12 protein-coding genes are annotated in these 23,100 nt (G+C 36.7%); all 12 read left to right on the top strand.

Translation table 11 applies throughout. The features are described 5' to 3' along the window. The first annotated feature begins 5 nt into the window (after positions 1–5). The 12 genes from ACWA1F_RS14175 (at position 6) to ACWA1F_RS14230 (ending at position 22,402) form a co-directional block, all read left to right on the top strand. Complete coding sequence (locus ACWA1F_RS14175) at positions 6–1,946, top strand: RagB/SusD family nutrient uptake outer membrane protein (RefSeq protein WP_306157183.1); 1,941 nt, start codon at positions 6–8, stop codon at positions 1,944–1,946. 141 nt (positions 1,947–2,087) lie between these two features. After that, a complete protein-coding gene (locus ACWA1F_RS14180) occupies positions 2,088–3,815 on the top strand; it encodes a glycoside hydrolase family 43 protein (protein WP_306157181.1) in 1,728 nt (575 codons plus the stop codon). Between the two features lie 87 nt (positions 3,816–3,902). Then, complete coding sequence (locus ACWA1F_RS14185; RefSeq protein ID WP_306157179.1) at positions 3,903–5,135, top strand: SGNH/GDSL hydrolase family protein; 1,233 nt, start codon at positions 3,903–3,905, stop codon at positions 5,133–5,135. A gap of 38 nt (positions 5,136–5,173) precedes the next feature. Then, positions 5,174–7,891 (top strand): alpha/beta hydrolase-fold protein, encoded by a 2,718-nt coding sequence (locus tag ACWA1F_RS14190; protein ID WP_306157177.1) that lies wholly within the window; start codon positions 5,174–5,176, stop codon positions 7,889–7,891. Positions 7,892–7,959: 68 nt separating this feature from the next. Then, positions 7,960–10,488 carry a glycosyl hydrolase 115 family protein gene (locus ACWA1F_RS14195; RefSeq protein ID WP_456894438.1) on the top strand — a complete coding sequence of 843 codons (2,529 nt, stop codon included), beginning with the start codon at positions 7,960–7,962 and terminating at the stop codon, positions 10,486–10,488. A gap of 52 nt (positions 10,489–10,540) precedes the next feature. Then, positions 10,541–12,994 (top strand): glycoside hydrolase family 95 protein, encoded by a 2,454-nt coding sequence (locus ACWA1F_RS14200; protein WP_306157173.1) that lies wholly within the window; start codon positions 10,541–10,543, stop codon positions 12,992–12,994. Positions 12,995–13,078: 84 nt separating this feature from the next. Beyond that, positions 13,079–15,298, top strand: coding sequence for a glycoside hydrolase family 127 protein (locus ACWA1F_RS14205; RefSeq protein WP_306157171.1), 2,220 nt, complete (start codon positions 13,079–13,081; stop codon positions 15,296–15,298). A 54-nt stretch (positions 15,299–15,352) separates the two neighbouring features. After that, a complete protein-coding gene (locus tag ACWA1F_RS14210) occupies positions 15,353–16,930 on the top strand; it encodes a glycoside hydrolase family 43 protein (protein ID WP_306157169.1) in 1,578 nt (525 codons plus the stop codon). 22 nt (positions 16,931–16,952) lie between these two features. Further along, a complete protein-coding gene (locus ACWA1F_RS14215; protein WP_306157167.1) occupies positions 16,953–17,429 on the top strand; it encodes a glycoside hydrolase family 97 N-terminal domain-containing protein in 477 nt (158 codons plus the stop codon). A 210-nt stretch (positions 17,430–17,639) separates the two neighbouring features. Continuing rightward, positions 17,640–18,974, top strand: a complete 1,335-nt coding sequence (locus ACWA1F_RS14220) for a glycoside hydrolase family 43 protein (RefSeq protein WP_456894441.1) — start codon at positions 17,640–17,642, stop codon at positions 18,972–18,974. Positions 18,975–19,024: 50 nt separating this feature from the next. After that, positions 19,025–20,383, top strand: a complete 1,359-nt coding sequence (locus ACWA1F_RS14225; protein ID WP_306157164.1) for a glycoside hydrolase family 43 protein — start codon at positions 19,025–19,027, stop codon at positions 20,381–20,383. 75 nt (positions 20,384–20,458) lie between these two features. Beyond that, positions 20,459–22,402, top strand: coding sequence for a glycoside hydrolase family 97 protein (locus ACWA1F_RS14230; RefSeq protein WP_306157162.1), 1,944 nt, complete (start codon positions 20,459–20,461; stop codon positions 22,400–22,402). The last annotated feature ends 698 nt before the right edge of the window (positions 22,403–23,100 follow it).

Genomic DNA, 23,100 nt, shown 5'->3' on the forward strand with positions numbered 1-23,100 from the left:
TAGCTATGAAACGATATATTTTTAAAAATGTAATTATAGGATCTGCCATTTTACTTTTAGCAAGCAGTTGTTCTGATATATTGGAGGAAAAACCTCATGATTTTTATGAACCAGGGTATTTCAAAACAGAGCAGGGAGTTAAACAGGGATTGACCTCTCATTATGCACACTTACGTTGGATTTATGGTCAGGCTTATTTTTATAATGCCTGCCAGACTGGAACAGATGAAGCTACGTATGCACAAAGTGCTGACGGGAATTTTAAAGACCATGATTTATCAGGTGTTGGTATTATTAATCCCAATTCAAGTCGTTCAGACGTTTTATGGAATAACTCTTATTATGATATCAATACCGCAAGTGGCATTATCGAAAATGGAGCAGCAGTTGGAGTGGCGAGCAGTTTAATTGCCGAGTCTAAATTTTTCAGAGGGTTTGATTACTTTCTATTGGTACAGACATTTGGAGGAGTGCCAATGGATTTAGGGGCAGGGGAATTAAAGTTTAACAGTAAACCTTCAAGATCTTCTAAACGCAACACAGTTCCTGAAGTATACACCAAAGCTATTTTTCCAGATTTAATTACGGCAGTTAAGGATCTTCCTGATGCACCTCGATTAACCGGTACTGTAACCAAAACCGTAGCAAGATTATTTTTAGCAAAGGCTTATCTTACCTATGGATGGTGGCTCGAAAACCCAAATAATATTCCAACTTATCCGGATAGTCCAAGAACAGATCCTGATGGACATAATGCGCAATGGTATTTTCAACAGGCTTATGATCTGGCCGTAGAAGGAATAAATAATCCGGGATCTTACGGATTGCTTGATTCTTATTACGATGTTAATGCGGGAGCAAATGACAGAAATAAAGAAGTAATGCTTTTTGCTGATCATACACAGGAGAGTGAATATTATAATGGAGCCAGCCTTACTTATGGCAGCGGTGGTGCCCCAGATAATTTTGCAGGATGGATGGTAACTTGGAATTATACTGCTATCAGAAGCAAAAACGGAACGGCAGCTGTTTCCTCGGTACAAAGAGAAGCAAATCAGTTTTTAGGGCGTCCATGGACAAGAATGGCTCCTCCTATTGAAGTTTTCACCAACACTTTTGCAGATAAAACAAATGATTCCAGATACGACGGAACATTTGCCGCAGTTTTTAGAGGGAATTGGAATCTTCAAGGAACAGGTCTTACAGAAGTAGCAACGCTGACCAATGCGAATGGTTTAACGATTAAACCGGGAGATGCTGTTTTAACATTCCTAAATGATGAACCGCTAACGGCAATTACTTATCCTTCAGGACAAGGAGACAGTGGAGTTGGAGCAGGAGTTTTGCCGGGAAGAGCAGATTATGTGATTTCTCCAAAAGGTATCAGCAGAATTGTTTATCCGGGTTTCTGGAAATTAGGGCCTTACAGAACAGATAATGCTGGAGGACTAGGGCAGCCAAATGCCGGAAGCACAAGACCTTTCCCGGTAGCAAAATTCTCAGAATTGTACCTTGTTGCAGCCGAAGCAGCGGTAAAAGGAGCTACAGGATCTTGGAGCGCCAGATCGCTTGTAAATGTATTGAGAGCCAGAGCAGGAAAATGGAAATGGGATAATAATGGAAATACGGCTAAAATACAGGATAACAGTGCAGCAATGACAAGCGCAACTCCAGCAGTAATTGATATTAACTATATATTGGCAGAACGTTCTCGTGAATTTTTTGGCGAAGGATACCGCTGGTATGACTTAGTGAGAACACAGAAATGGAATGAAATAGCTGGCAAATATTCTATAGGAGGTTCTAATTACGGACAGCATACGCCTGAAGTTATAACCAGAACTATTGATCCACATCATTATCTGAGACCTATTCCGCAAGGACAGCTGGACGGTATGGAAATGTCTGCTGACGAAAAAGCAGCTTATCAGAATCCAGGATATTAATTTGATTTATTAAACTAGCATTCATAATAGCGTTAATCTTACAAGCAGCTTCTATTAAGATCTAAGTTAGTTTGGTTGGGGCCGGGAGCCATGCTCTCGGCTTTTTACTATTCTTTAAAATATTTATCAATAATAATGAACATGAACATTAAAAGAGTATTTTTTTTAACTGCAGCCATACTGCTGTGCTCACTGCTTTTGCAGGCGCAGAATAGCACAAAAAAAATAAAAAATGGCAAGCCTCCCATTTTTTTAAATGTTGTATACAATGGAGATGACCGGATTTATAAAAACAATCCGCTAAAAGAAGATGAGTTTTATTCTCCAATTCTTCAGGGATGCTATCCCGATCCAGCCATTACCCGAAAAGGTGATGACTACTATATGGTATGCTCTTCATTTGCCATGTTTCCTGGAGTGCCAATTTTTCATTCTAAAGATTTGGTAAACTGGACTGATTTGGGTGGGGTATTAAATAAAGTTTCAGAGTTTAATCCTCATGATACAGGAATTAGTGCTGGAGTTTATGCACCTGGAATTACTTATAATCCACATAATGATACTTTCTACATGATTGTTACTGCTTTTACAGGAGGCTTAGGAAATATCATTGTAAAAACTAAAGATCCTAAAAAAGGTTGGGGAAGTCCAATTAAATTAGCTTTTGACGGAATAGATCCGTCTATCTTTTTTGATGGCAACGGAAAAGGTTATGTAGTGCACAATGATGCTCCTGACAAAGGAAAAGAGCTGTACAATGGACATCGTGTAATCAAAGTTTGGGAATATGATTTGGAAAAAGATCAGGTAATTCCGGGAACTGATAAAATTATTGTAGATGGCGGAGTTGACCTTTCTAAAAAACCAATTTGGATAGAAGCTCCTCATTTGTATAAAAAAGACAACCATTACTATTTGATGTGCGCTGAAGGAGGTACAGGAGGAAATCATAGTGAAGTTGTCTTTATTAGCGATAGTCCAAAAGGGCCTTTTAAGCCAGCATCTAATAACCCAATTCTAACACAGAGATATTTCCCTCAAAACAGACCAGACAAAATAGATTGGGCTGGACATGCAGATTTAGTGCTTGGCCCGGATAATAAATATTACGGCGTGTTTTTAGGAATTCGTCCAAACGAAAAAGACAGAGTAAATGCAGGACGTGAAACCTTTATGCTGCCGGTAGACTGGTCAGGTACTTTCCCTGTTTTTGAGAACGGTTTAGTTCCAATGGTACCAAAACTAAAAATGCCAAATGGTGTTGTAAACAAAACCGGAAAAGATGGTTTTTTCCCTAATGGCAACTTTACATTTACAGAGAATTTTACTTCAAAAAAATTAGATTACAGATGGATAGGATTGCGTGGACCTAGGGAACATTTTAGTTCTATTGTTAAAAAAGGATTGCAGATTAATCCATTTCCGGTTAACATTAAAGAATTAAAACCAACCTCTACCTTATTTTACAGGCAGCAGCACAATACTTTTTCTTTCACGGCTACATTAGATTATAAACCAGAATCAGAAAAAGATTTGGCAGGAATAGTATGTCTGCAGAATGAAAGGTACAATTACGTTTTTGGTATCACTAAGAAAGGGAAAGACACCTATATATTGTTGGAAAGAACAGAAAAAGGGCAATCGGAAATTGTGTCAAGTGCAAAAATAGAAATGAAAGGCTCTGTACGCCTGCAAGTTAAAGCAGCGGGAGATAATTATCAATTTAGCTATGCTTTGAATGGTGGCGATTTTGAAAATCTGGGAAATCCGGTTTCAGGAGATATTCTTTCAACAAATGTCGCTGGCGGATTTACAGGTGCTTTGGTAGGATTATATGCCACTTCATCGAATAATTCACATCCAAAATAAAAATTTAAAACTCCCATTTATTTTAATTTAAAAAATGATTTATGGGAGTTGCTTTTTAATTACAGCAGTCATCAAATTTTAGTAGAAATGATAAAAAGATATTTAAAATATGTATTGCTTTTACAGCTTTTCACTTTAATAATAGGATGTAAGGCCAATCAGCCACTAGCGAATTCATCTGACACAGCAACTGTAAATTGGGTCGGATCATGGGCTTGTGCGCCAATGCTTGTAGAACCAAACAATATGCCTCCAGTTCCAGGTTTGGCTGAAAATACTCTTCGTCAGATTATAAAAGTTTCGATTGGGGGAGAGCATATTCGACTGCGTTTTTCAAATGTATTCAGTGATCAGATTACAGTTTTAAAAAAAGTTAGTATAGCCAATGTTCTTGAGGCTCCCGCAATTGATAAAAACACACAGAAAAATCTCAGTTTTAATGGAAATCAAGAAATAACACTAAATCCAGGACAAGAAGTATTTTCAGATAAATTGAATTTTCAGTTAAAACCAGGGCAGCTGCTCGCCATAACTATTTATTACGGAACTTCATCACAAAAAACAACTGGACATCCTGGATCGAGAACAACATCTTATATTTTACAAGGAGATAATCTGGATAATGCGGCTTTTTCAGGTGCAGTTAAAACAGATCATTGGTATTCCATTACCGGACTCGATGTGATAGCGCCAAAAAATGCTTCTAATATTGTTTGCTTAGGAAACTCCATTACAGACGGCCGAGGTTCCGGAACAAACAGACAAAATCGCTGGACAGATATTCTGGCAGCTAGACTGGCAGTGGATAAAGCAACTCAAAATATTGGGGTTTTAAATTTAGGAATAGGAGGAAATTGTGTTGTGAAAGGTGGATTAGGCCCAACAGCATTGGACCGTTTTGATCGTGATGTACTTTCGCAGAAAGGTATAAAATGGGTTGTAATTTTAGAGGGAATAAACGATATAGGAGGAATTAAACGTCCGGAAGATGCTCCTGTAAAAGCACAGGAAATTATAGATGCTTATAAGATCATGATAGAAAAAGCACATGCTAAAGGAATAAAAGTGTATGGTTGTACTATTCTGCCCTTTCAAAAATCATTTTATGATGCATCTTTTAAACAAGAAGCAAGAGATATCGTAAATGCATGGATTCGAAATAACCATTTTGATGCAGTAATAGATTTTGATAAGGAAATGTCTTCGGAAACGGATTCAAAAACTATTTTATCTAATATGCATGATGGCGATTTTTTGCATCCTAATGAATTAGGATATCAGAGAATGGGAGAAGCAATAGACTTGAATTTATTAAAGTGAAATTCTATTTAGTTCAAAAAACAATTTAACAAGATATCATGAAATCAATAATCAGATTTTTCGCAATAGGGGTTCTTTTTTTAACAGCACAGAATGGATATTCTCAGGATCCAAATTTTCATGTTTATTTAAGTTTTGGACAGTCCAATATGGAAGGTGCTGCCCCGATAGAAGCTGAAGACAAAATAAACGTCGACCCGCGATTTCAGGTTCTGGAAGCCGTAAACTGTCCGGACTTGAATCGAGAAATGGGAAAATGGTACACCGCAATACCGCCATTATGCAGATGCAAAACAGGATTGACATTAACAGACAATTTTGGAAGAACCATGGTGGCAAATCTTCCTAAAAACATAAAAGTAGGAGTAGTAAATGTAGCTGTCGGAGGATGTAAAATAGAACTTTTTGATAAAGATAACTTTGAGAATTACATGAAAACAGCGCCAGACTGGATGCTGGGTATGATCAAAGAATATAACGGAAGTCCATATGCAAGATTGGTTGAAATGGCAAAAATTGCACAAAAGACAGGAGTTATAAAAGGTATTTTACTGCATCAGGGAGAATCTAATACAGGCGATACGCTATGGCCCAAAAAGGTCAAAATAGTATACGATAACTTAATGAAAGACCTGAACCTTGATCCTAAAAAAGTGCCATTGCTTTCCGGTGAAACAGTTCATGAAGAACAAAAAGGAAAATGCGCGAGCATGAATAAAATCATTGCAACACTGCCTAAGACCATTCCAACCTCTTATGTCATTTCATCAAAAGGCTCTGCAGCAGCTCCAGATTTCCTGCATTTTAGCGCAGAAGGATATGGAGATTTGGGGAAGCGTTATGCCGAAAAAATGCTTTCATTACTGGGTTATAAATCAGATAACCGCAATGAGCCTTTTATAGTTCAAGCGCCAGTCGGTTTTGACGAGTTAGATCCAGCAGTTCCAGCAGGAAAAGTTGACACGGTAAGTTATGATTCAAAGACAGTCGGGACAGTTAGAAAAGCAACTATTTATACGCCGCCTGGATTTAGTAAAAGTAAAAAATATCCAGTTTTATACCTTTTGCACGGAATTGGCGGAGATGAAAAAGAATGGCTTAACGGAGGAAGTCCGCAGATTATATTGGACAATCTGTATGCAGAAGGAAGATTAGAACCAATGATCGTGGTAATGCCAAACGGAAGAGCCATGAAAGATGACAGTGCTACTGGAAATATAATGGCGCCCGACAAAGTACAGGCATTTGCAGATTTTGAAAAAGATTTATTGAAGGACTTAATTCCTTTTATCGAAAAAAAATATAACGTTTATAAAGACAGAGAGCATCGCGCGATTGCTGGACTTTCTATGGGAGGAGGGCAGTCTTTGAATTTCGGTTTAGGAAATCTGGATAAATTTGCCTGGATAGGCGGTTTTTCTTCCGCACCAAATACGAAGAAAACAGAAGAGTTGGTGCCAAATCCGGAGGAAAGAAAAAAGAAACTAAAACTGCTTTGGATTTCCTGCGGCGATAACGATTGGCTGCTAGAAAACAGTAAACGTACTCACGATTACTTATTTAAAAATAATGTGCCACATATTTATTATCTGGAACCTGGAGTTCATGATTTTAAAGTATGGAAAAACAGTTTGTATATGTTTTCGCAGTTGTTGTTCAAACCTGTTGACGAATCAAGCTTTTCAAAATATACAGTTCTGGGAACCATAGCCCAAACCAACATACGAAATGCTAAATATCCCCAAATTCTGCCTGACAACAGAGTGATTTTTAAAGTCAACGCCCCTGAGGCATTGAAAGTGCAGATAGATCTCGGCCGTAAGTACGATATGCAGAAAGACGGACAGGGAGTTTGGAATGTTACAACCGATGTGATAAACGGCGGATTTAATTATTACTCGCTTTTGATTGACGGTATGGCAGTTGCGGATCCGTCAAGCGAAACTTTTTACGGAATGGGACGCATGGCCAGCGGAATAGAAATTCCGAGAAGAGAAAGCGATTTTTATGAATTGAAAACCGTTCCGCATGGCGAAGTAAGGATAATGAAATACTTTTCTAAAGGAACCAATTCATGGCGCGAAATGTATGTGTATACGCCGCCAGGTTACGATGCTTCGGCTGAAAAATTTCCTGTTTTATATCTCCTGCATGGCGGTGGGGAAGACCAACGAGGATGGAGCATGCAGGGAAAAGCAAATGCGATTTTAGATAATTTAATAGCCGAAAACAAAGCAAAGAAAATGATCATTGTGATGCTTGACGGAAATATGGGAAATACAGGCGGTATTGCAGGTTTTGGAGAAGAAACATTAAAAGCATTTGAGAATGAGTTAAAAAACGCAGCAATACCTTTTGTAGAAAGTAATTTTAAGGTGGCAACAGACAGTAAAAACAGAGCTTTAGCCGGTTTGTCAATGGGAGGATTACAGACACTTTACGCTGGAATTAAAAACTCAAATATGTTTTCAAGTTTGGGCATTTTCAGTTCAGGATGGTGGGCAAACAATCCGAAATTATCAGATCCTCAATATGAGTTTATAAAAAATAATGCACAGTCTATTAATGCTAATCTAAAAGATTTTTGGATTTCGATGGGCGGAAAAGAAGATATCGCCTATGACAACTGTAAAATTATGATGCAGAAATTCGATCAATTTGGAATAGAATATAACTATAGTGAATACTCCGGCGGACATACATGGCCGGTATGGAGACATGATTTGTTCCAGTACTCGCAGTTATTGTTCAAATAAAAAACAGAATTAAAAGATTTTTGATTTAAAGTAAACAGAATCTGGAATGAATAGATAAAAAATACCTGATGAAAAACTATTTGAAATTTATAAGCACTGTAATTATTATTTTAGCAAGTATTATATCAAAAGCGTCTCAGCCTTTTATAACTGAAGATAAAAACCAGAATGTTATGGTGCTGAAAGAAAAGTCTCTATCGCTATCTTTTTTGTTAAATTCAAATTTAGATGCAGGTGTTTTGCGGGCTGTAAATAATCTCCAGTCAGATTTTGAAAAAGTTACGGGGCAGCGTCCCATTATTTTAAATCAGAACCCCAACGTAGCAGCACCGCTCATTATTATTGGAATGATCGGATCTAATTCGATTATTGATGATTTAATTAAACAAAAAAAGATAGAAGTAAAAGAACTCAAAGGCAAAAATGAGAAGTTTATCATACAACAGGTTAAAAATCCTTTCAAAGGCGTAGATGAGGCACTTTTAATAGCAGGAAGCGACAAACGCGGTACCATTTACGGAATCTATGAATTATCTAAACAGATCGGTGTTTCTCCATGGTATTACTGGGCAGATTTACCAATAAAAAAGAAGGAAAATATTTATTTCATTAAGGGAACTTATACAGAAGGAGAACCTGCTGTAAAGTACAGGGGAATTTTCCTTAATGATGAAGCACCAGCATTGAGCGGTTGGGCAAAAGCTACTTTTGGTGGTTTTAACAGTAAATTTTATGAAAAAGTTTTTGAATTAATACTTAGACTGAAAGGCAATTATGTCTGGCCCGCAATGTGGGGAAATGCATTTTATGACGATGATGCGGCCAGCGGGCCTTTGGCAAATGAAATGGGTGTTGTAATGGGAACTTCCCATCATGAACCAATGGCTTTGGCACAGACAGACTGGCGCCGCTACATAAAGAAAAATAATTTGCCCAATATTTGGGATTATTCCAAAAACAAGACTATTCTGGATGAATTCTGGAAAACCGGTATACAGAGAAGCAAAAATTGGGAAAAACTGGTAACCATCGGGATGCGTGGCGATGGAGATGAAGCAATGAGCGAAGGCACTAATATAAGTCTGCTGGAAAATATTGTAAAAGAACAGCGCAGAATTATTCAGAATGAAACGGGCAAAAAACCAGAGAAAACACCGCAAGTTTGGGCTTTGTATAAAGAAGTTCAAGACTATTATGATCAGGGAATGCGCGTCCCTGATGATGTGATTTTATTGTTTTGTGATGACAATTGGGGAAATGTCCGCAAGCTACCTGATCTTTCCAAACCGCTGCATAAAGGCGGTTATGGAATGTATTATCATTTCGATTATGTTGGAGGTCCAAGAAACTCAAAATGGATAAACATAAGTCCAATACAAAGAGTTTGGGAACAGATGAACCTTAGTTATGAGAACGGAGTCGATAAAGTCTGGATTGTGAATGTTGGGGATTTAAAACCAATGGAATTCCCGATCAGCTTCTTTTTAGACATGGCTTGGTATCCTAAAAACTTCAACTCTCAGAATCTATTCCAATATACAGAAAGCTGGGCAGCAGAACAGTTTGGAAATAAGTATTCTAAAGAAATTGCCAGACTATTAAATACTTATCCAAAATTTAATCGACGTGTCACACCAGAAATGCTGGACAGCAAAAGCTATTCCTTAGAAAATTATAATGAGTTTGAAACAGTTGTTGCTGACTATAAAAATTTAGCGCTGGACGCTTACAGAGTGTACAATGAGCTTCCAAACGAATATAAAGATGCATATTTTCAGCTGGTTTTATATCCTATAGATGCCTGCTGCAATCTTTATGAAATGTATTTTGCACAAGCAAAAAATAATAAACTGGCATCCGAAAGAAATAGTCTTGCCAATTATTATGCAGATGAGGTTAAAGTAAAATTTGAGCGCGATTCTATTCTTCAAAACAAATACAACAATGAAATTGCGGGAGGCAAATGGCCTCATATGATGGATCAGATGCGAATAGGTTATAAAGCCTGGCATGATGGACCTAAAAATATCCTTCCTGAGGTAAAATATCTTTCTGATAGCGAAATTATTGTCCCGAAAGTTTTTGTAGAAAAAGAGGGTTATGTTTCGATTCATGCAGAACACTTTTCTAAGGCCAATAATTCAAAAAAAACACATTGGGATGTGATTCCGGATTTTGGAAAAACGCTGAGCGGTATTACAACATTTCCGCAAAATATTTACCCAACAGCAGAAGATAATGTCTTTGTAGAGTATGAAATCAATTTTGCTTCAACGGGAGAATTTAAGGTGGAACTTTTATTGGCGCCAACACTGAATTTTAACAGCAACAAAGGCCTTCGATACGAAATATCTTTTGATGAAGAAAAACCGCAGCTTGTCAATTTTAATGGGCATTATAAAGGAGAATTAGGTAAATGGCAGGCAGAACACATGATTCATTCTGTAACTAAACATACCATCTTGAAACCGGGAACGCACAAGCTTCGTTTCAGAGTTTTAGACCCAGGAATTGTACTTCAAAAAATATTGATTGATACTGGCGGTTTAAAATCTTCTTATTTAGGAGCTCCTGAAAGTGAAAGAGTGTCTCAATAATTTTGCAGGCTCTTTTGCCAGCTGAGAAGAATATTAAAATGAGTAATTAAATATGAAAAAACATTTGTTTAATCTTCTGTTTTTGTTTTCGATATCCATATTCGCTCAAGAGAAATCAGATCTAAAGCTTTGGTATAAAACTCCTTCTGGGAATGTTTGGGAAAACGCATTGCCAATAGGAAATGGTTTTCAAGGCGCCATGGTGTATGGAAATGTCGGAAAAGAAATTTTGCAGCTAAATGAAAGCACGGTTTGGAGCGGAAGTCCTAACCGAAATGATAATCCGCTAGCAAAAGAAGCTTTGGCTCAGATAAGACAATTTCTTTTTCAGGGAGAATATAAAAAAGCCGAAAAACTGATCAATGAGACTATCATTACCAAAAAATCTCATGGGCAGATGTTTCAGCCTGTCGGGAATTTGGAACTGAATTTCCCAGATCAGAATTATTCAGATTATTATCGTGAACTGGATATTGAAAATGCAGTTGCAAAAACAATGTATAAAGTAAATGGAGTGACTTTTACCAGAGAAGCTTTTACCTCTTTTGCAGACAGAGTTTTGGTTATTAAACTTTCTGCAGATAAACCTGGGCAGCTATCATTTAGAGCTGGTTTTACATCAGAACATAAGAAGCAAAAAATTACAGTTAATAATAATGAAATTTCACTTTGGGGAAAAACCAGTGATCATGAAGGAATAGAAGGAAAAGTTGAGTTTAATGCATTAGCGCAATTAAAAGCAGAAGGCGGAATCATAAGCACTGCTGGCAATACGCTGAAAGTCGATAAAACTGATTCTGTAGTGATTATGGTTTCTATAGCTTCAAACTTTGTAAATTATAATGATTTAAGCGGCGATGAAAATAAATTGGCTAAATCTTATCTAGATAATGCATTTGTAAGGAATTATGATAAGATGAAAACCGCTCATATTGCCGCTTATCAAAAGTATTTCAAAAGAGTAAAACTTGATTTAGGAACTACAGAACAAGCTAAATTGCCTACAGATGAGAGATTATCTAATTTTAGAAATGTGTCAGATCCCTCTTTTGTAACCTTATATTATCAGTACGGCAGGTATCTGCTAATTTCTTCTTCGCAGCTAGGCGGACAGGCTGCAAATCTGCAGGGAATCTGGAATCGCAGTATGACACCGGCATGGGATAGCAAGTATACCATCAACATTAATACAGAAATGAATTACTGGCCAGCTGAAAAAACAAACCTTTCTGAAATGCATGAACCTTTATTGAAAATGATTCAGGAACTTTCGGAAACAGGACAGGAAACGGCCAAAGTAATGTACGGTGCTAGAGGATGGATGGCGCATCATAATACAGATATTTGGAGAGTGAATGGAGCAGTCGACGGCGCAACGTGGGGAGTTTGGAATGCCGGCGGAGGATGGTTAAGCCAACATGTTTGGCAGCATTATTTGTATACAGGAGATATAGTATATTTAAAGTCTGCTTACGAGATATTAAAAGGAGCGGCGGCTTTTTATGCTGATTTTCTTGTTGAAGATCCCAGAAACGGATGGCTGGTGGTGGCTCCTGGAAATTCGCCTGAAAATACACCGATGGCACATCAAAATTCGGCAATGACAGCAGGTTCTACTATGGACAATCAAATTGTGTTTGATGTTTTTAGCACGCTTATAAAAGCTTCAGAAGTTTTACAGAAAGACGCAGCATTTGCAGACAGTCTTAGAGTACTGAGAAAGAAACTGCCTCCAATGCAAATAGGAAAATACAATCAGCTTCAGGAATGGCTTGATGACGTAGATGATCCAAAAGATAATCACCGACATATTTCACATTTATATGGCTTGTATCCGTCCAATCAGATTTCGGCCTATAGGACTCCAGAGCTTTTTGCCGCTGCAAAAAACACACTGCTGCAAAGAGGCGATGTGTCTACAGGATGGAGTATGGGCTGGAAAGCAAACTGGTGGGCAAAAATGCAGGACGGCAATCATGCCTACAGCTTAATTCAAAATCAATTGACACCGCTTGGCGTAAATCACGAAGGAGGCGGAACCTATAATAACCTTTTTGATGCGCATCCGCCATTTCAGATCGATGGTAATTTTGGCTGTACTTCTGGCATTACCGAGATGCTTATGCAAAGTTCAGATGGAGCAATTCATCTGCTTCCTGCTTTACCTGATGCTTTAAAAAAATACGGATCGATAAGCGGTTTAAAAGCGAGAGGAGGTTTTGAAATAAAAGATTTAAAGTGGAAAAATAGAAAAGTAATCGCTTTAACCGTTTATTCTAATCTTGGCGGAAATCTAAGATTAAGAACTCCTAATAAGCTTATACTAAAAAAGAACAAAAATTTAAAAGTAGCATCAGGTGCAAACCCAAATCTATTTTATGCGGTGGAGGAAACCGAAAAACCGATTATTTCTAAAGATTCAAACATTCAATTGCTAAATATTAAAGCATCTTACTTGTATGATATCATGACAGAAAAAGGGAAAACCTATACTTTTTACTTTTAATAAATTCAAATTCAATCTATAATGATAAACAACATTTTATTTTGCCTATTCGCCTTAATGATAGGAGCCAATACATCGGCCCAAATGAAGTTATTTGATTTAAGCGAAGTACAACTGAAAGATGGACCGTTTAAAAATGCTCAAGATGTAGATCTAAAGTATATTTTAGATTTAGATCCTGACAAACTTCTAGCGCCTTATTTATTAGAATCTGGACTTCCGCCAAAAGCAGATCGTTATGGCAATTGGGAAAGTATAGGATTGGATGGGCATATCGGCGGACATTACCTTTCGGCTTTAGCTATGATGTATGCATCTACTGGAAACAAAGAGCTTAAAGATAGGTTAGACTATATGCTTTCAGAATTGGCGCGCTGTCAGACTAAAAATGGCAATGGCTATGTTGGAGGCATTCCGCAGGGTAAAGTTTTTTGGGATCGAATCCATAAAGGAGACATAGACGGAAGCAGTTTTGGTTTGAATAATACCTGGGTTCCTATTTACAACATTCACAAACTTTTTGCTGGTCTAATTGATGCTTATCAGTATACTGGAAGCAAGAAAGCGAAAGAAATAGTAATAAAATTAGGAGATTGGTTTGTAGAATTACTCCATCCGCTTTCTGATGAGCAGATCCAGAAAGTTTTAGCTACTGAGCACGGAGGCATAAATGAATCTTTTGCCGATCTGTATATCATTACAAAAAACAAAAAATATCTTGAAACGGCTGAACAATTATCTCAAAAAGCTTTCCTGAATCCGTTATTGCAGAAAGAAGACAAACTCACAGGACTTCACGCTAATACTCAAATACCAAAAGTGGTTGGTTTTGAAAAGATTGCCGCACTATCTGATAATAAAGAATGGTCAGATGGCGTGCAGTTTTTTTGGGATAATGTAACGCAAAAAAGAACAGTTGCATTTGGCGGAAACAGTGTGGCAGAACATTTTAATCCTGTAAACGATTTCAGCGGCATGGTAAAATCTAATGAAGGACCGGAAACCTGCAATTCGTACAATATGGAACGTCTTGCAAAGGCTTTGTTTCTAGATAAAAATGATGTGCATTATCTGGATTTTTACGAAAGAACACTTTACAATCATATCCTTTCGAGCCAGCATCCAGAAAAAGGAGGTTTTGTGTATTTCACGCCTATTCGTCCAAACCATTACCGTGTGTATTCTCAGCCCCAGACAAGCATGTGGTGCTGTGTGGGAACGGGACTTGAAAATCACACCAAATATGGAGAATTAATTTACAGCCATACACAAAATGATCTTTTTGTAAATCTTTTTATTCCGTCGATTTTAAAGTGGAAAGAAAAAGGTATAGAGTTGGAACAAACCACAAAATTCCCTTATGAGAATCAGACAGAGTTAGTTTTAAAACTTAAAAAATCAAAACACTTCGCTTTGGATATCCGTTATCCAAAATGGGCTGAAAGTTTTGAAATATTAGTGAATGGAAAAGAACAGAAAATAGCGTCTAAACCCACTGAATATGTCACGATTTCAAGAAAATGGAAAACGGGAGATAAAATAAGTGTCAGATTTAAAACGTCAATACATTTAGAAAATCTGCCGGACGGTTCCAATTGGAGTGCATTTGTCAATGGGCCAATCGTATTGGCTGCCAAAACTTCGACAGAAGGATTAGACGGCTTGGTTGCAGATGAAAGCCGAATGGGACACGCTGCAAAAGGAAAATTTATTCCGCTTGATAAAGCGTATGCATTGGTTGGGGACAAAGCAGATTATGTATCGAAACTTAAAGCAGCAGGCAGTTTAAGATATCGCTTAGATTCATTAGAATTGGAGCCTTTTTTTGAAGTGCACGATGCCCGCTATCAAATGTATTTTCAAACGTATTCCAAAGAAGAATATAAGGAAAAGCAGGAGTTGCTGAAGAAGCAGGAAATTGAAGCTATGGCACTTGAGGCCAAAACAATAGATAAAATAAACTGCGGTGAACAGCAGCCGGAAGTCGATCATTTGTACAAAGGGGAAAAAAGCAATTCTGGTTACGAGGACGGAAAGTTCTGGCGAAATACACGTGCCTATATCTCTTATCAAATGCTGAACAAAAATAGCAAAGGTCAGTTTTTGAATATAGATGTTTTAGATGAATTCAACTTGGACAATATTACTATTTTAATCAATGAAAAGCCAGCGGTAATAACTTCAGCCAATACAAAAACAATCAAAATAAAAATAGATAATAAGGAAGTGCTGAACATTAAAATTCTAACAAAAGATGGCAAGATCAGCCCAAAATTTTCCCAGCTTAGTATTGTTACGAATTAACGAATAAGATCTCTTTTAGACATTTTTCAGAGATCCCGAAAATAAACAACAACAATGAAAACAAAAGATTTTATTTATGGTTTTTTAGCGATTACATTTACCATTGTAACAAGTCATTCTCAAAAAGTAAAAGCCCAAAATCCCATTATTTTTGCAGATGTCCCTGATTTATCTATAATCAGGTTTAATGATGCTTATTATATGAGCAGTACCACAATGCATATGAATCCTGGGGTTCCTATTATGAAATCTAAGGATTTAGTGAATTGGGATCTTGTTAATTATGCCTATCAAACCTTGGAAGATCATGATGACCGGCTGAATTTAGATCATGGGAAAAATGATTATGGCAGAGGTTCGTGGGCGAGCAGTCTGCGTTATCAGAATGGTGTATATTATGTGAGTACTTTTTCGGGAACAACGGGTAAAACCTATATTTTTTCTGCAAAAAATATTGAAAAAGGCCCATGGAAAAGAACTGTTTTAAATAATTCTTATCATGACCATTCTCTTTTCTTTGATGATAATGGAAAAGTGTACTTGATTTGGGGAGGAGGAAAACTTCAAATAGTCGAATTAAAAGAGGATTTATCAGGAGTAAAAGAAGAAACCAAGAAAGTTTTAATAGAAAATGCCAATGCGCCTGCACAAAGCGAGATTATGCTTCCGGCAGAAGGATCACAGCTTTTTAAGATTAAAGGAAAATATTATCTGTTTAATATCTGCTGGCCAAAAAATGGCATGCGTACCGTAATTATACACAGAGCAGATGCTATTGAAGGACCTTGGGAAGGAAAGATCGGACTGCAGGATTTGGGCGTTGCTCAAGGCGGACTCATTGATACTCCAGACGGCAGATGGTTTTCGTATTTATTTAGAGATGCAGGAGGTGTGGGACGTATTCCGTATCTGGTTCCTGTAAAATGGGAAAATGGCTGGCCAATATTGGGAGAAAATGGCAAAGTCCCTCAAAATTTAGATCTTCCTGCCAATAAAAGCCTTATTCGCGGAATCGTAAACTCAGACGAGTTTAATCGTAAAAGCGAAGAAAGTGATCTGCCTTTGGTTTGGCAATGGAATCATAATCCCGATAATGCAAACTGGTCTGTCAAAGAAAGGAAAGGCTATTTAAGATTAAAAACATCCAGAATAGACAGCAGTTTTACGCAGGTAAAAAATATTTTGACGCAGAGAACTTTTGGTCCTGTATGTTCAGCATCCACAATGCTTGAACTTTCAAAGATGAAAGAAGGAGATTTTGCTGGACTTTCGCTACTGCAAAAAGATTTTGGCTTGGTTGGAGTAAAAATAGGTAATTGGGAAAAAAGAATTATGATGATGGATGCTGAAAAAGGAAATCCAAAAGAAATAGAAATTATTCCATTAAATCAGAACAAAATATATTTTAAAGCCGAATGCGATTTTAGAAATCAAGCAGATCAGGGAAGATTTTATTACAGTTTAGACGGCAAAAAATGGATCAGCATTGGAAAATCTATTAAGATGCCATATACCATTCCGCATTTTATGGGCTATAGATTCGGGTTGTTTAATTACGCTACTAAAACTGCTGGAGGTTTCGCCGATTTTGATTATTTCAGAATTGATGAAAAGATTTCAGAAACGAAATAGTCCTTATAAAATGCATATTAAAATGAATATAAAATCTAGATTCAGTCTTGTTTTGTTTCTGCTTACGATTGCTTATTCGTATGGACAGAAAGTAGTTTTGACTTCTCCGAATCAAAAAATAGCGGTTGCATTATTTGACAGTCAGAATGCTAATTCTGGAAATTGGTATTTGCAGGTGAATTACGGCAACAAAGACAAACATGATGAAATAATTCTAAAAATAGATTTGGGAATTGTACGAAACGACCAGACCTTTTCAAAAGACTTAAAACTAAAAAAGATTAGTAAGTGTGTGCTGATTAAAGAACAGTATACCGCATTGCATGGCAAGAAAGCGCAACGATCCAATACAGCAAATGAAATGGTTTTGCATTTCGAAAATGAGCCAAAATCGCTTTTAAATGTGATTCTGAGAGTCTATAATGACGGAATCGCATTTAGTTATGAATTTCCAGAAAAAAAAGGAACTTATACGATTTCAGATGAATTGACAGCATAACCATCAATAAACAACAGGGATCGTTTCCTGAAATGATAAAGCAACGCAGATTTAAAATTATAAAAATATCTTCAGATCACTTAGAATCAGATGCATCTGCAAAGGAATTGGAAAAAATAATTAGTTACAACGGAAATCAAATTTCGGTAAAGTTGTAAGGAATAATGAAGTATCAAATTATATAATTCAAAAATTTTTAAATTAAATATTATGAATAAAAGCACTCATAAAATTATAGTTTTCTGCTCTTTTATAATGATTTCTTTTCATGGAATTGCTCAAAGTGATATTAAGCAAAAACCGATAATCCAGACGAAATATACCGCCGATCCAGCCCCAATGGTTTATAAGGATACTGTTTTTTTATATACTTCTCATGATGAAGATGATGCAGAAGGATTCAAAATGCTTGACTGGCTTTTGTATACTTCCACAGATATGGTAAACTGGACCGATAGAGGAGCTGTAGCCTCTTTAAAAGATTTTAGCTGGGCAAGACAAGACAACGGGGCTTGGGCAATTCAGACTATTGAGCGTAATGGGAAATTTTATCTATATGCACCAATGCATGGAAATGGAATAGGCGTTTTAGTTTCAGATAGTCCATATGGCCCTTTTAAAGATCCATTGGGTAAACGATTAATAGATACTGATCATAAATGGAATGATATTGATCCGTCTCCTTTTATAGACGATGATGGACAAGCTTATTTGTACTGGGGTAATCCGGATGTTTATTACGTAAAATTAAATGAAGATATGATCTCTTATTCGGGAGATGTGATAAAAGAACCAACAAAACCAAAGAATTATCAGGAAGGACCATGGATTTACAAAAGAAAAGGAAAATATTACCTGTCTTATGCTTCAACCTGTTGTCCGGAAGGAATTGGATATGCTATGGGCAATTCTCTAACAGGACCTTGGGAATACAAGGGAATGGTCATAGAAGCGAGCGAAAAAACAAGAGGAAATCATCCCGGAATTATTGATTATAAAGGAAAATCGTATGTTTTTGGACATAGTTATGATGTTATAAAAAGACAAACTTCTACATTTTATGAAAGGCGTTCGGTAGATCTGGATGAAATCATTTATAATCCAGATGGAACGATAAAGACGCTATCTTACTTTTCTGTAAACGGTCCAGAAGCAGTAGGGGATATAAATCCTTTTAATCGTGTTGAAGCCGAAACAATTGCTTGGAGCGAAGGGGTAAAATCGGATAAAAATGCTAAGAAGGGAGTTTTTATAACCCAAATAGACAACAACGATTACATTGAAGTTAAAGCGGTTAATTTTAAGAAATCACCAAAAACCTTTTTAGTAAATGCATCTTCTGTTTCGGGAGGCAAAATAGAAATTCATTTAGATGATAAAGAGGGGACGCTTTTAGGAGTCTGCGAGATAAAAAATACTGGAAGCTTGGATAATTGGAAAGATTTTACCTGTAAGGTTAATAAAATAAAAGGTCTTCACAATATCTTTTTTGTATTTCAGGGAGAAAAATCTATGTTTAATCTAGATTGGTGGATTTTTAAATAATTTTTGTCTCTAAATTTTTAAATTATAAATAGTTAATAAGTCATATTAAAATGTATTTAAAAAAAATAAAATTTTTAGCAGCTTTTATTATTCCCGTATTTGGTTTTTCTCAAAACCCTATTGTACAGACAAGTTATACCGCCGATCCAGCTCCAATGGTTTACAATAATAAGCTATATCTGTATACATCGCATGATGAAGATGGCTCTACGTGGTTTACTATGAATGACTGGAAGCTGTATACGACAGAAGATATGGTAAATTGGACAGATCATGGTGCTGTACTATCATATAAAGATTTTAGCTGGGCCAAAATGAATGCATGGGCAATTCAATGTATAGAAAGAAAAGGCAAATTTTATTTGTATGCTCCAATTACAGACAATCAAGGCAGAAATGGCATTGGAGTGGCAGTATCAGACAGTCCTTATGGTCCATTTATAGATCCGTTGGGAAAATCATTGATACAAAATAGCAATGCCGATATAGATCCAACGGTATTTATAGATGCTGATGGACAAGCTTATTTGTTATGGGGCAATCCAGTTTGTCACTATGTGAAATTAAACGAAGACATGATTTCTTATAATGATGAGATTAAAATATTTCCAAATACAGAAGAGGCATTTGGAAAAAGAACAGGAAAAGAAGATGCTCGCAGGCCTACCACTTATGAAGAAGGACCTTGGCTTTATAAGAGAAATAAGCTGTATTATTTGTTTTTTGCTGCAGGGCCAATTTCTGAGCACATAGGTTATTCAACAGGTAAAAGTCCGCTTGGGCCATGGAAATATCAGGGTGTGGTAATGCCTACACAGGGAACGAGTTTTACAAATCATCCCGGAGTAATAGATTTTAAAGGAAAAACATATTTCTTTTATCACAATGGCGCATTGCCAGGCGGGAGTGGCTTCACAAGATCTGTAGCTGTAGAAGAGCTGCAATTTAGTTCTGATGGAAAAGTTAAAGAGATGAATATGACCGAAGGCATAAAAAAAGGAATCAGTACTTTAAATCCTTACATGAAGTCAGAAGCAGAAACGATAGCTTGGTCAAAAGATGTGAAAGCAATGCAGAACAAAGAAGTGGGAGTTTTTATAACAGCGATGAAAAACGATGCTTATACAAAAGTAAAGAATGTTGATTTTCGCGAATCAGGAGCTTCAAAATTTACGGCTCGAGTAGGTACTACGCATAATGGAAATGTGTCAATGGAAATAAGATTGGATAGTCTGGATGGAGAATTGATAGGAACAGTAAAAGTGCCCATGACAGGAGGAGATGATAGATGGGCTCTAGTTACAACAGATGTCAAAAAAGTTTCGGGAGTGCATGATCTTTATTTTATTTACAAAGGAAATGCTGCGGATAAAATCATGTATTTTGATTATTGGATGTTTTCAAAGTAATTTTCTTAAATAAGACTCATTTTTTTTGAATAAAAAGAGTTTCAAATATTAGCCAGCAATAAATCTATAAATTTTATGAATTTTAAAAGTTTAATATTCTTGTGGTTAGTTAGTTTCTGTAAACTAAACGCCCAATCGACAATAAAAAGCCCAGACGGGAAACTTATCGTTTCGGTTTCTGTAAGCAATGGAGTTCCCCAGTATAGTGCTACGTACAATGATAAAATGTTTATTGAAAAATCTCCATTAGGCCTAAAAACCAATGCAGGAGATTTCAGTACTGGATTAACTTTAGAAAAAAATGGCAATCAGAATACAATTGATGAATCCTATCAGCTGCGCAACATCAAAAAAAGTAATGTCCATTATACGGCTAACGAAACTGTTTTTCCATTCACAAAAGATGGCAGATCAGCTCTGGATATAATTTTTAGAGTAAGCAATAATAATTTTGCATTTAAATATAAAGTTTACCCACAAAAAGAAACGCTTTCTTGCGTAGTTCAGGAAGAAGCTTCGGGTTTTTTACTGCCAAAAGGAACTACTACATTTCTTTGTCCGCAAAGCAACCCGATGACTGGATTTGCGAGAACAGGTCCCAGTTATGAAACTTCGTATACGTTAGATGATGCTGTTGGAAAAAATGGCTGGGGAAATGGATACACTTTTCCGTGCTTGTTTAAAGTAAATAACAACGGTTGGGTTTTAATTTCTGAAACTGGAGTTGACAGCGGCTATTGTGCGAGCAGATTGATTGGGAATGAAAACGGATTATATACTATTGGATTTCCAATGCCGGGCGAAAACAACGGAAACGGAACTGCTGCTCCAGGAATACCTCTTGAAGGAGAAACACCATGGCGTACTATCACTATTGGAGAAACACTCGCTCCTATAGTCGAAACGACTATCCCATTTGATTTGGTTAAGCCAAAATATGAAGCTTATAAAGAGTATCAGTATACAAAAGGCACTTGGAGCTGGATCATCAAGATGGATAACAATACTACTTTTCCCGTGCAAAAGCAATACATTGATTTCAGTGCTGCGATGGGATATGAAACCATTTTAATTGATGCGCTTTGGGATACGCAGATAGGCCGTGATAAAATAGCAGAATTAGCAGAATATGGCTCAAAAAAAGGAGTAGGACTGTATTTGTGGTATAATTCTAATGGTTATTGGAATGATGCTCCTCAAGGGCCGAAAGGATTGATGGATAATACAGCAATGAGACGCAGAGAAATGGCGTGGATGAAAAGCATTGGAATTAAAGGCATTAAAGTTGATTTTTTTGGAGGAGACAAGCAGGTGACCATGAAACTATATGAAGATATTTTGACAGATGCTAATGATTTTGGAATTATGGTTATTTTTCATGGCTGCACTTTACCCCGAGGCTGGGAGCGAATGTATCCTAATTATGCATCTAGCGAAGCGGTTCTGGCAAGTGAGAATCTCCATTTTGGACAGCAGAGCTGTGATAACGAAGCTGTAAATGCGGCAACACATACTTTTATAAGAAATGCGGTGGGGAGCATGGATTATGGGGGAAGCGCTTTAAACCAATTCTACAACAGCGATAATATTCCAAACAAAGGCTCAAAGAGAAAGACCTCTGATGTCTTTGCCTTGGCCACTTCGGTACTATTTCAAAGTGGCGTGCAGCATTTTGCCTTAGCACCAAATAACTTACATGATGCACCCGATTGGGCTATAAAATTTATGAAAGAAGTTCCAACAGTTTGGGATGAGGTTCGCTTTTTAGAAGGCTACCCTGGCAAGTATGCGATATTGGGCAGAAGAAAAGGGACAAAATGGTATATAGCTGGAATTAATGCCCAAAATCAAGTGTTGAAAACAAAAATAAAATTAGAAATGCTTGCTCCTGGCACAGAGGTAAACTATTATGGCGATGATGATCAGTTAAAAGGAAAAGTAAGTTTGTTAAAAATAAATAAAAGCAAAGAAGTCGAAATAAAGATACCTCATAATGGAGGAATGCTCATAACAAATTAAAATGATTTTCATGCTTATCATCATATGAGCTTTAATTCATTCTGATAAAAGCCAGCTTTAGTAGAGCTGGCTTTTTTGCGTCTGTATATGTCTGAATAACAATCAGCTATGTTGGATTTATCTTTTAAAGAATTATTTCTGAATGATTTACGGAAAACATTTTGAGTATTTTTTCTAAATTGTGTTTCAGTTATTGGCTGCAACAGGAAAACTTATTAAAGTATCTCAATTAGATGTGGCAGTAGCAACTACAGATGTAGCGGATAGTATTCTTCAAAAGCAAGCTGAAATGTAAAAATATGTTGTAGATAGGTATTCTAAGTATATTCCAGCCAAGCAAAGATATGGCATTACAGTATGGGGCTTTACTGATAGCACAAAAGATTCTTCTTGGCTTCCAGGTGAAAAGCAAGTTTTATGGAATGTTCAGTTTACACGTAAAAAGTGCGTATACAGGCTTTTCGGATGGATTAAACGGAATGAATAGACAGAATTTAAATTAAATTTTATCGCCCAGTGCAGATTATTCCCGAATCGAACTGTTTTTTTTGTTTTCAAAAAAATGGTTGTAGTGCCTAAAAAATATTTTGTTTTATAGCAACCGATTGTTTTTTGCTCTTCTTTAGGCATCTTTTTGGTTTTTATGCTATAGGATAAATTGTAAATTTCTTCTTTTTAACTAATTTTAGTAAATTTTT

The sequence above is a fragment of the Flavobacterium erigeronis genome, from assembly GCF_054075165.1.

What these genes read in the sequence shown, in the direction of transcription:
- ACWA1F_RS14220 (WP_456894441.1), top strand. Translation starts at nt 17,640, where the DNA reads ATGAATAAAAGCACTCATAAAATTATAGTTTTCTGCTCTTTTATAATG.
- ACWA1F_RS14175 (WP_306157183.1), top strand. Translation starts at nt 6, where the DNA reads ATGAAACGATATATTTTTAAAAATGTAATTATAGGATCTGCCATTTTA.
- ACWA1F_RS14185 (WP_306157179.1), top strand. Translation starts at nt 3,903, where the DNA reads ATGATAAAAAGATATTTAAAATATGTATTGCTTTTACAGCTTTTCACT.
- ACWA1F_RS14180 (WP_306157181.1), top strand. Translation starts at nt 2,088, where the DNA reads ATGAACATTAAAAGAGTATTTTTTTTAACTGCAGCCATACTGCTGTGC.
- ACWA1F_RS14210 (WP_306157169.1), top strand. Translation starts at nt 15,353, where the DNA reads ATGAAAACAAAAGATTTTATTTATGGTTTTTTAGCGATTACATTTACC.
- ACWA1F_RS14205 (WP_306157171.1), top strand. Translation starts at nt 13,079, where the DNA reads ATGAAGTTATTTGATTTAAGCGAAGTACAACTGAAAGATGGACCGTTT.
- ACWA1F_RS14195 (WP_456894438.1), top strand. Translation starts at nt 7,960, where the DNA reads ATGAAAAACTATTTGAAATTTATAAGCACTGTAATTATTATTTTAGCA.
- ACWA1F_RS14200 (WP_306157173.1), top strand. Translation starts at nt 10,541, where the DNA reads ATGAAAAAACATTTGTTTAATCTTCTGTTTTTGTTTTCGATATCCATA.
- ACWA1F_RS14190 (WP_306157177.1), top strand. Translation starts at nt 5,174, where the DNA reads ATGAAATCAATAATCAGATTTTTCGCAATAGGGGTTCTTTTTTTAACA.
- ACWA1F_RS14225 (WP_306157164.1), top strand. Translation starts at nt 19,025, where the DNA reads ATGTATTTAAAAAAAATAAAATTTTTAGCAGCTTTTATTATTCCCGTA.
- ACWA1F_RS14215 (WP_306157167.1), top strand. Translation starts at nt 16,953, where the DNA reads ATGAATATAAAATCTAGATTCAGTCTTGTTTTGTTTCTGCTTACGATT.
- ACWA1F_RS14230 (WP_306157162.1), top strand. Translation starts at nt 20,459, where the DNA reads ATGAATTTTAAAAGTTTAATATTCTTGTGGTTAGTTAGTTTCTGTAAA.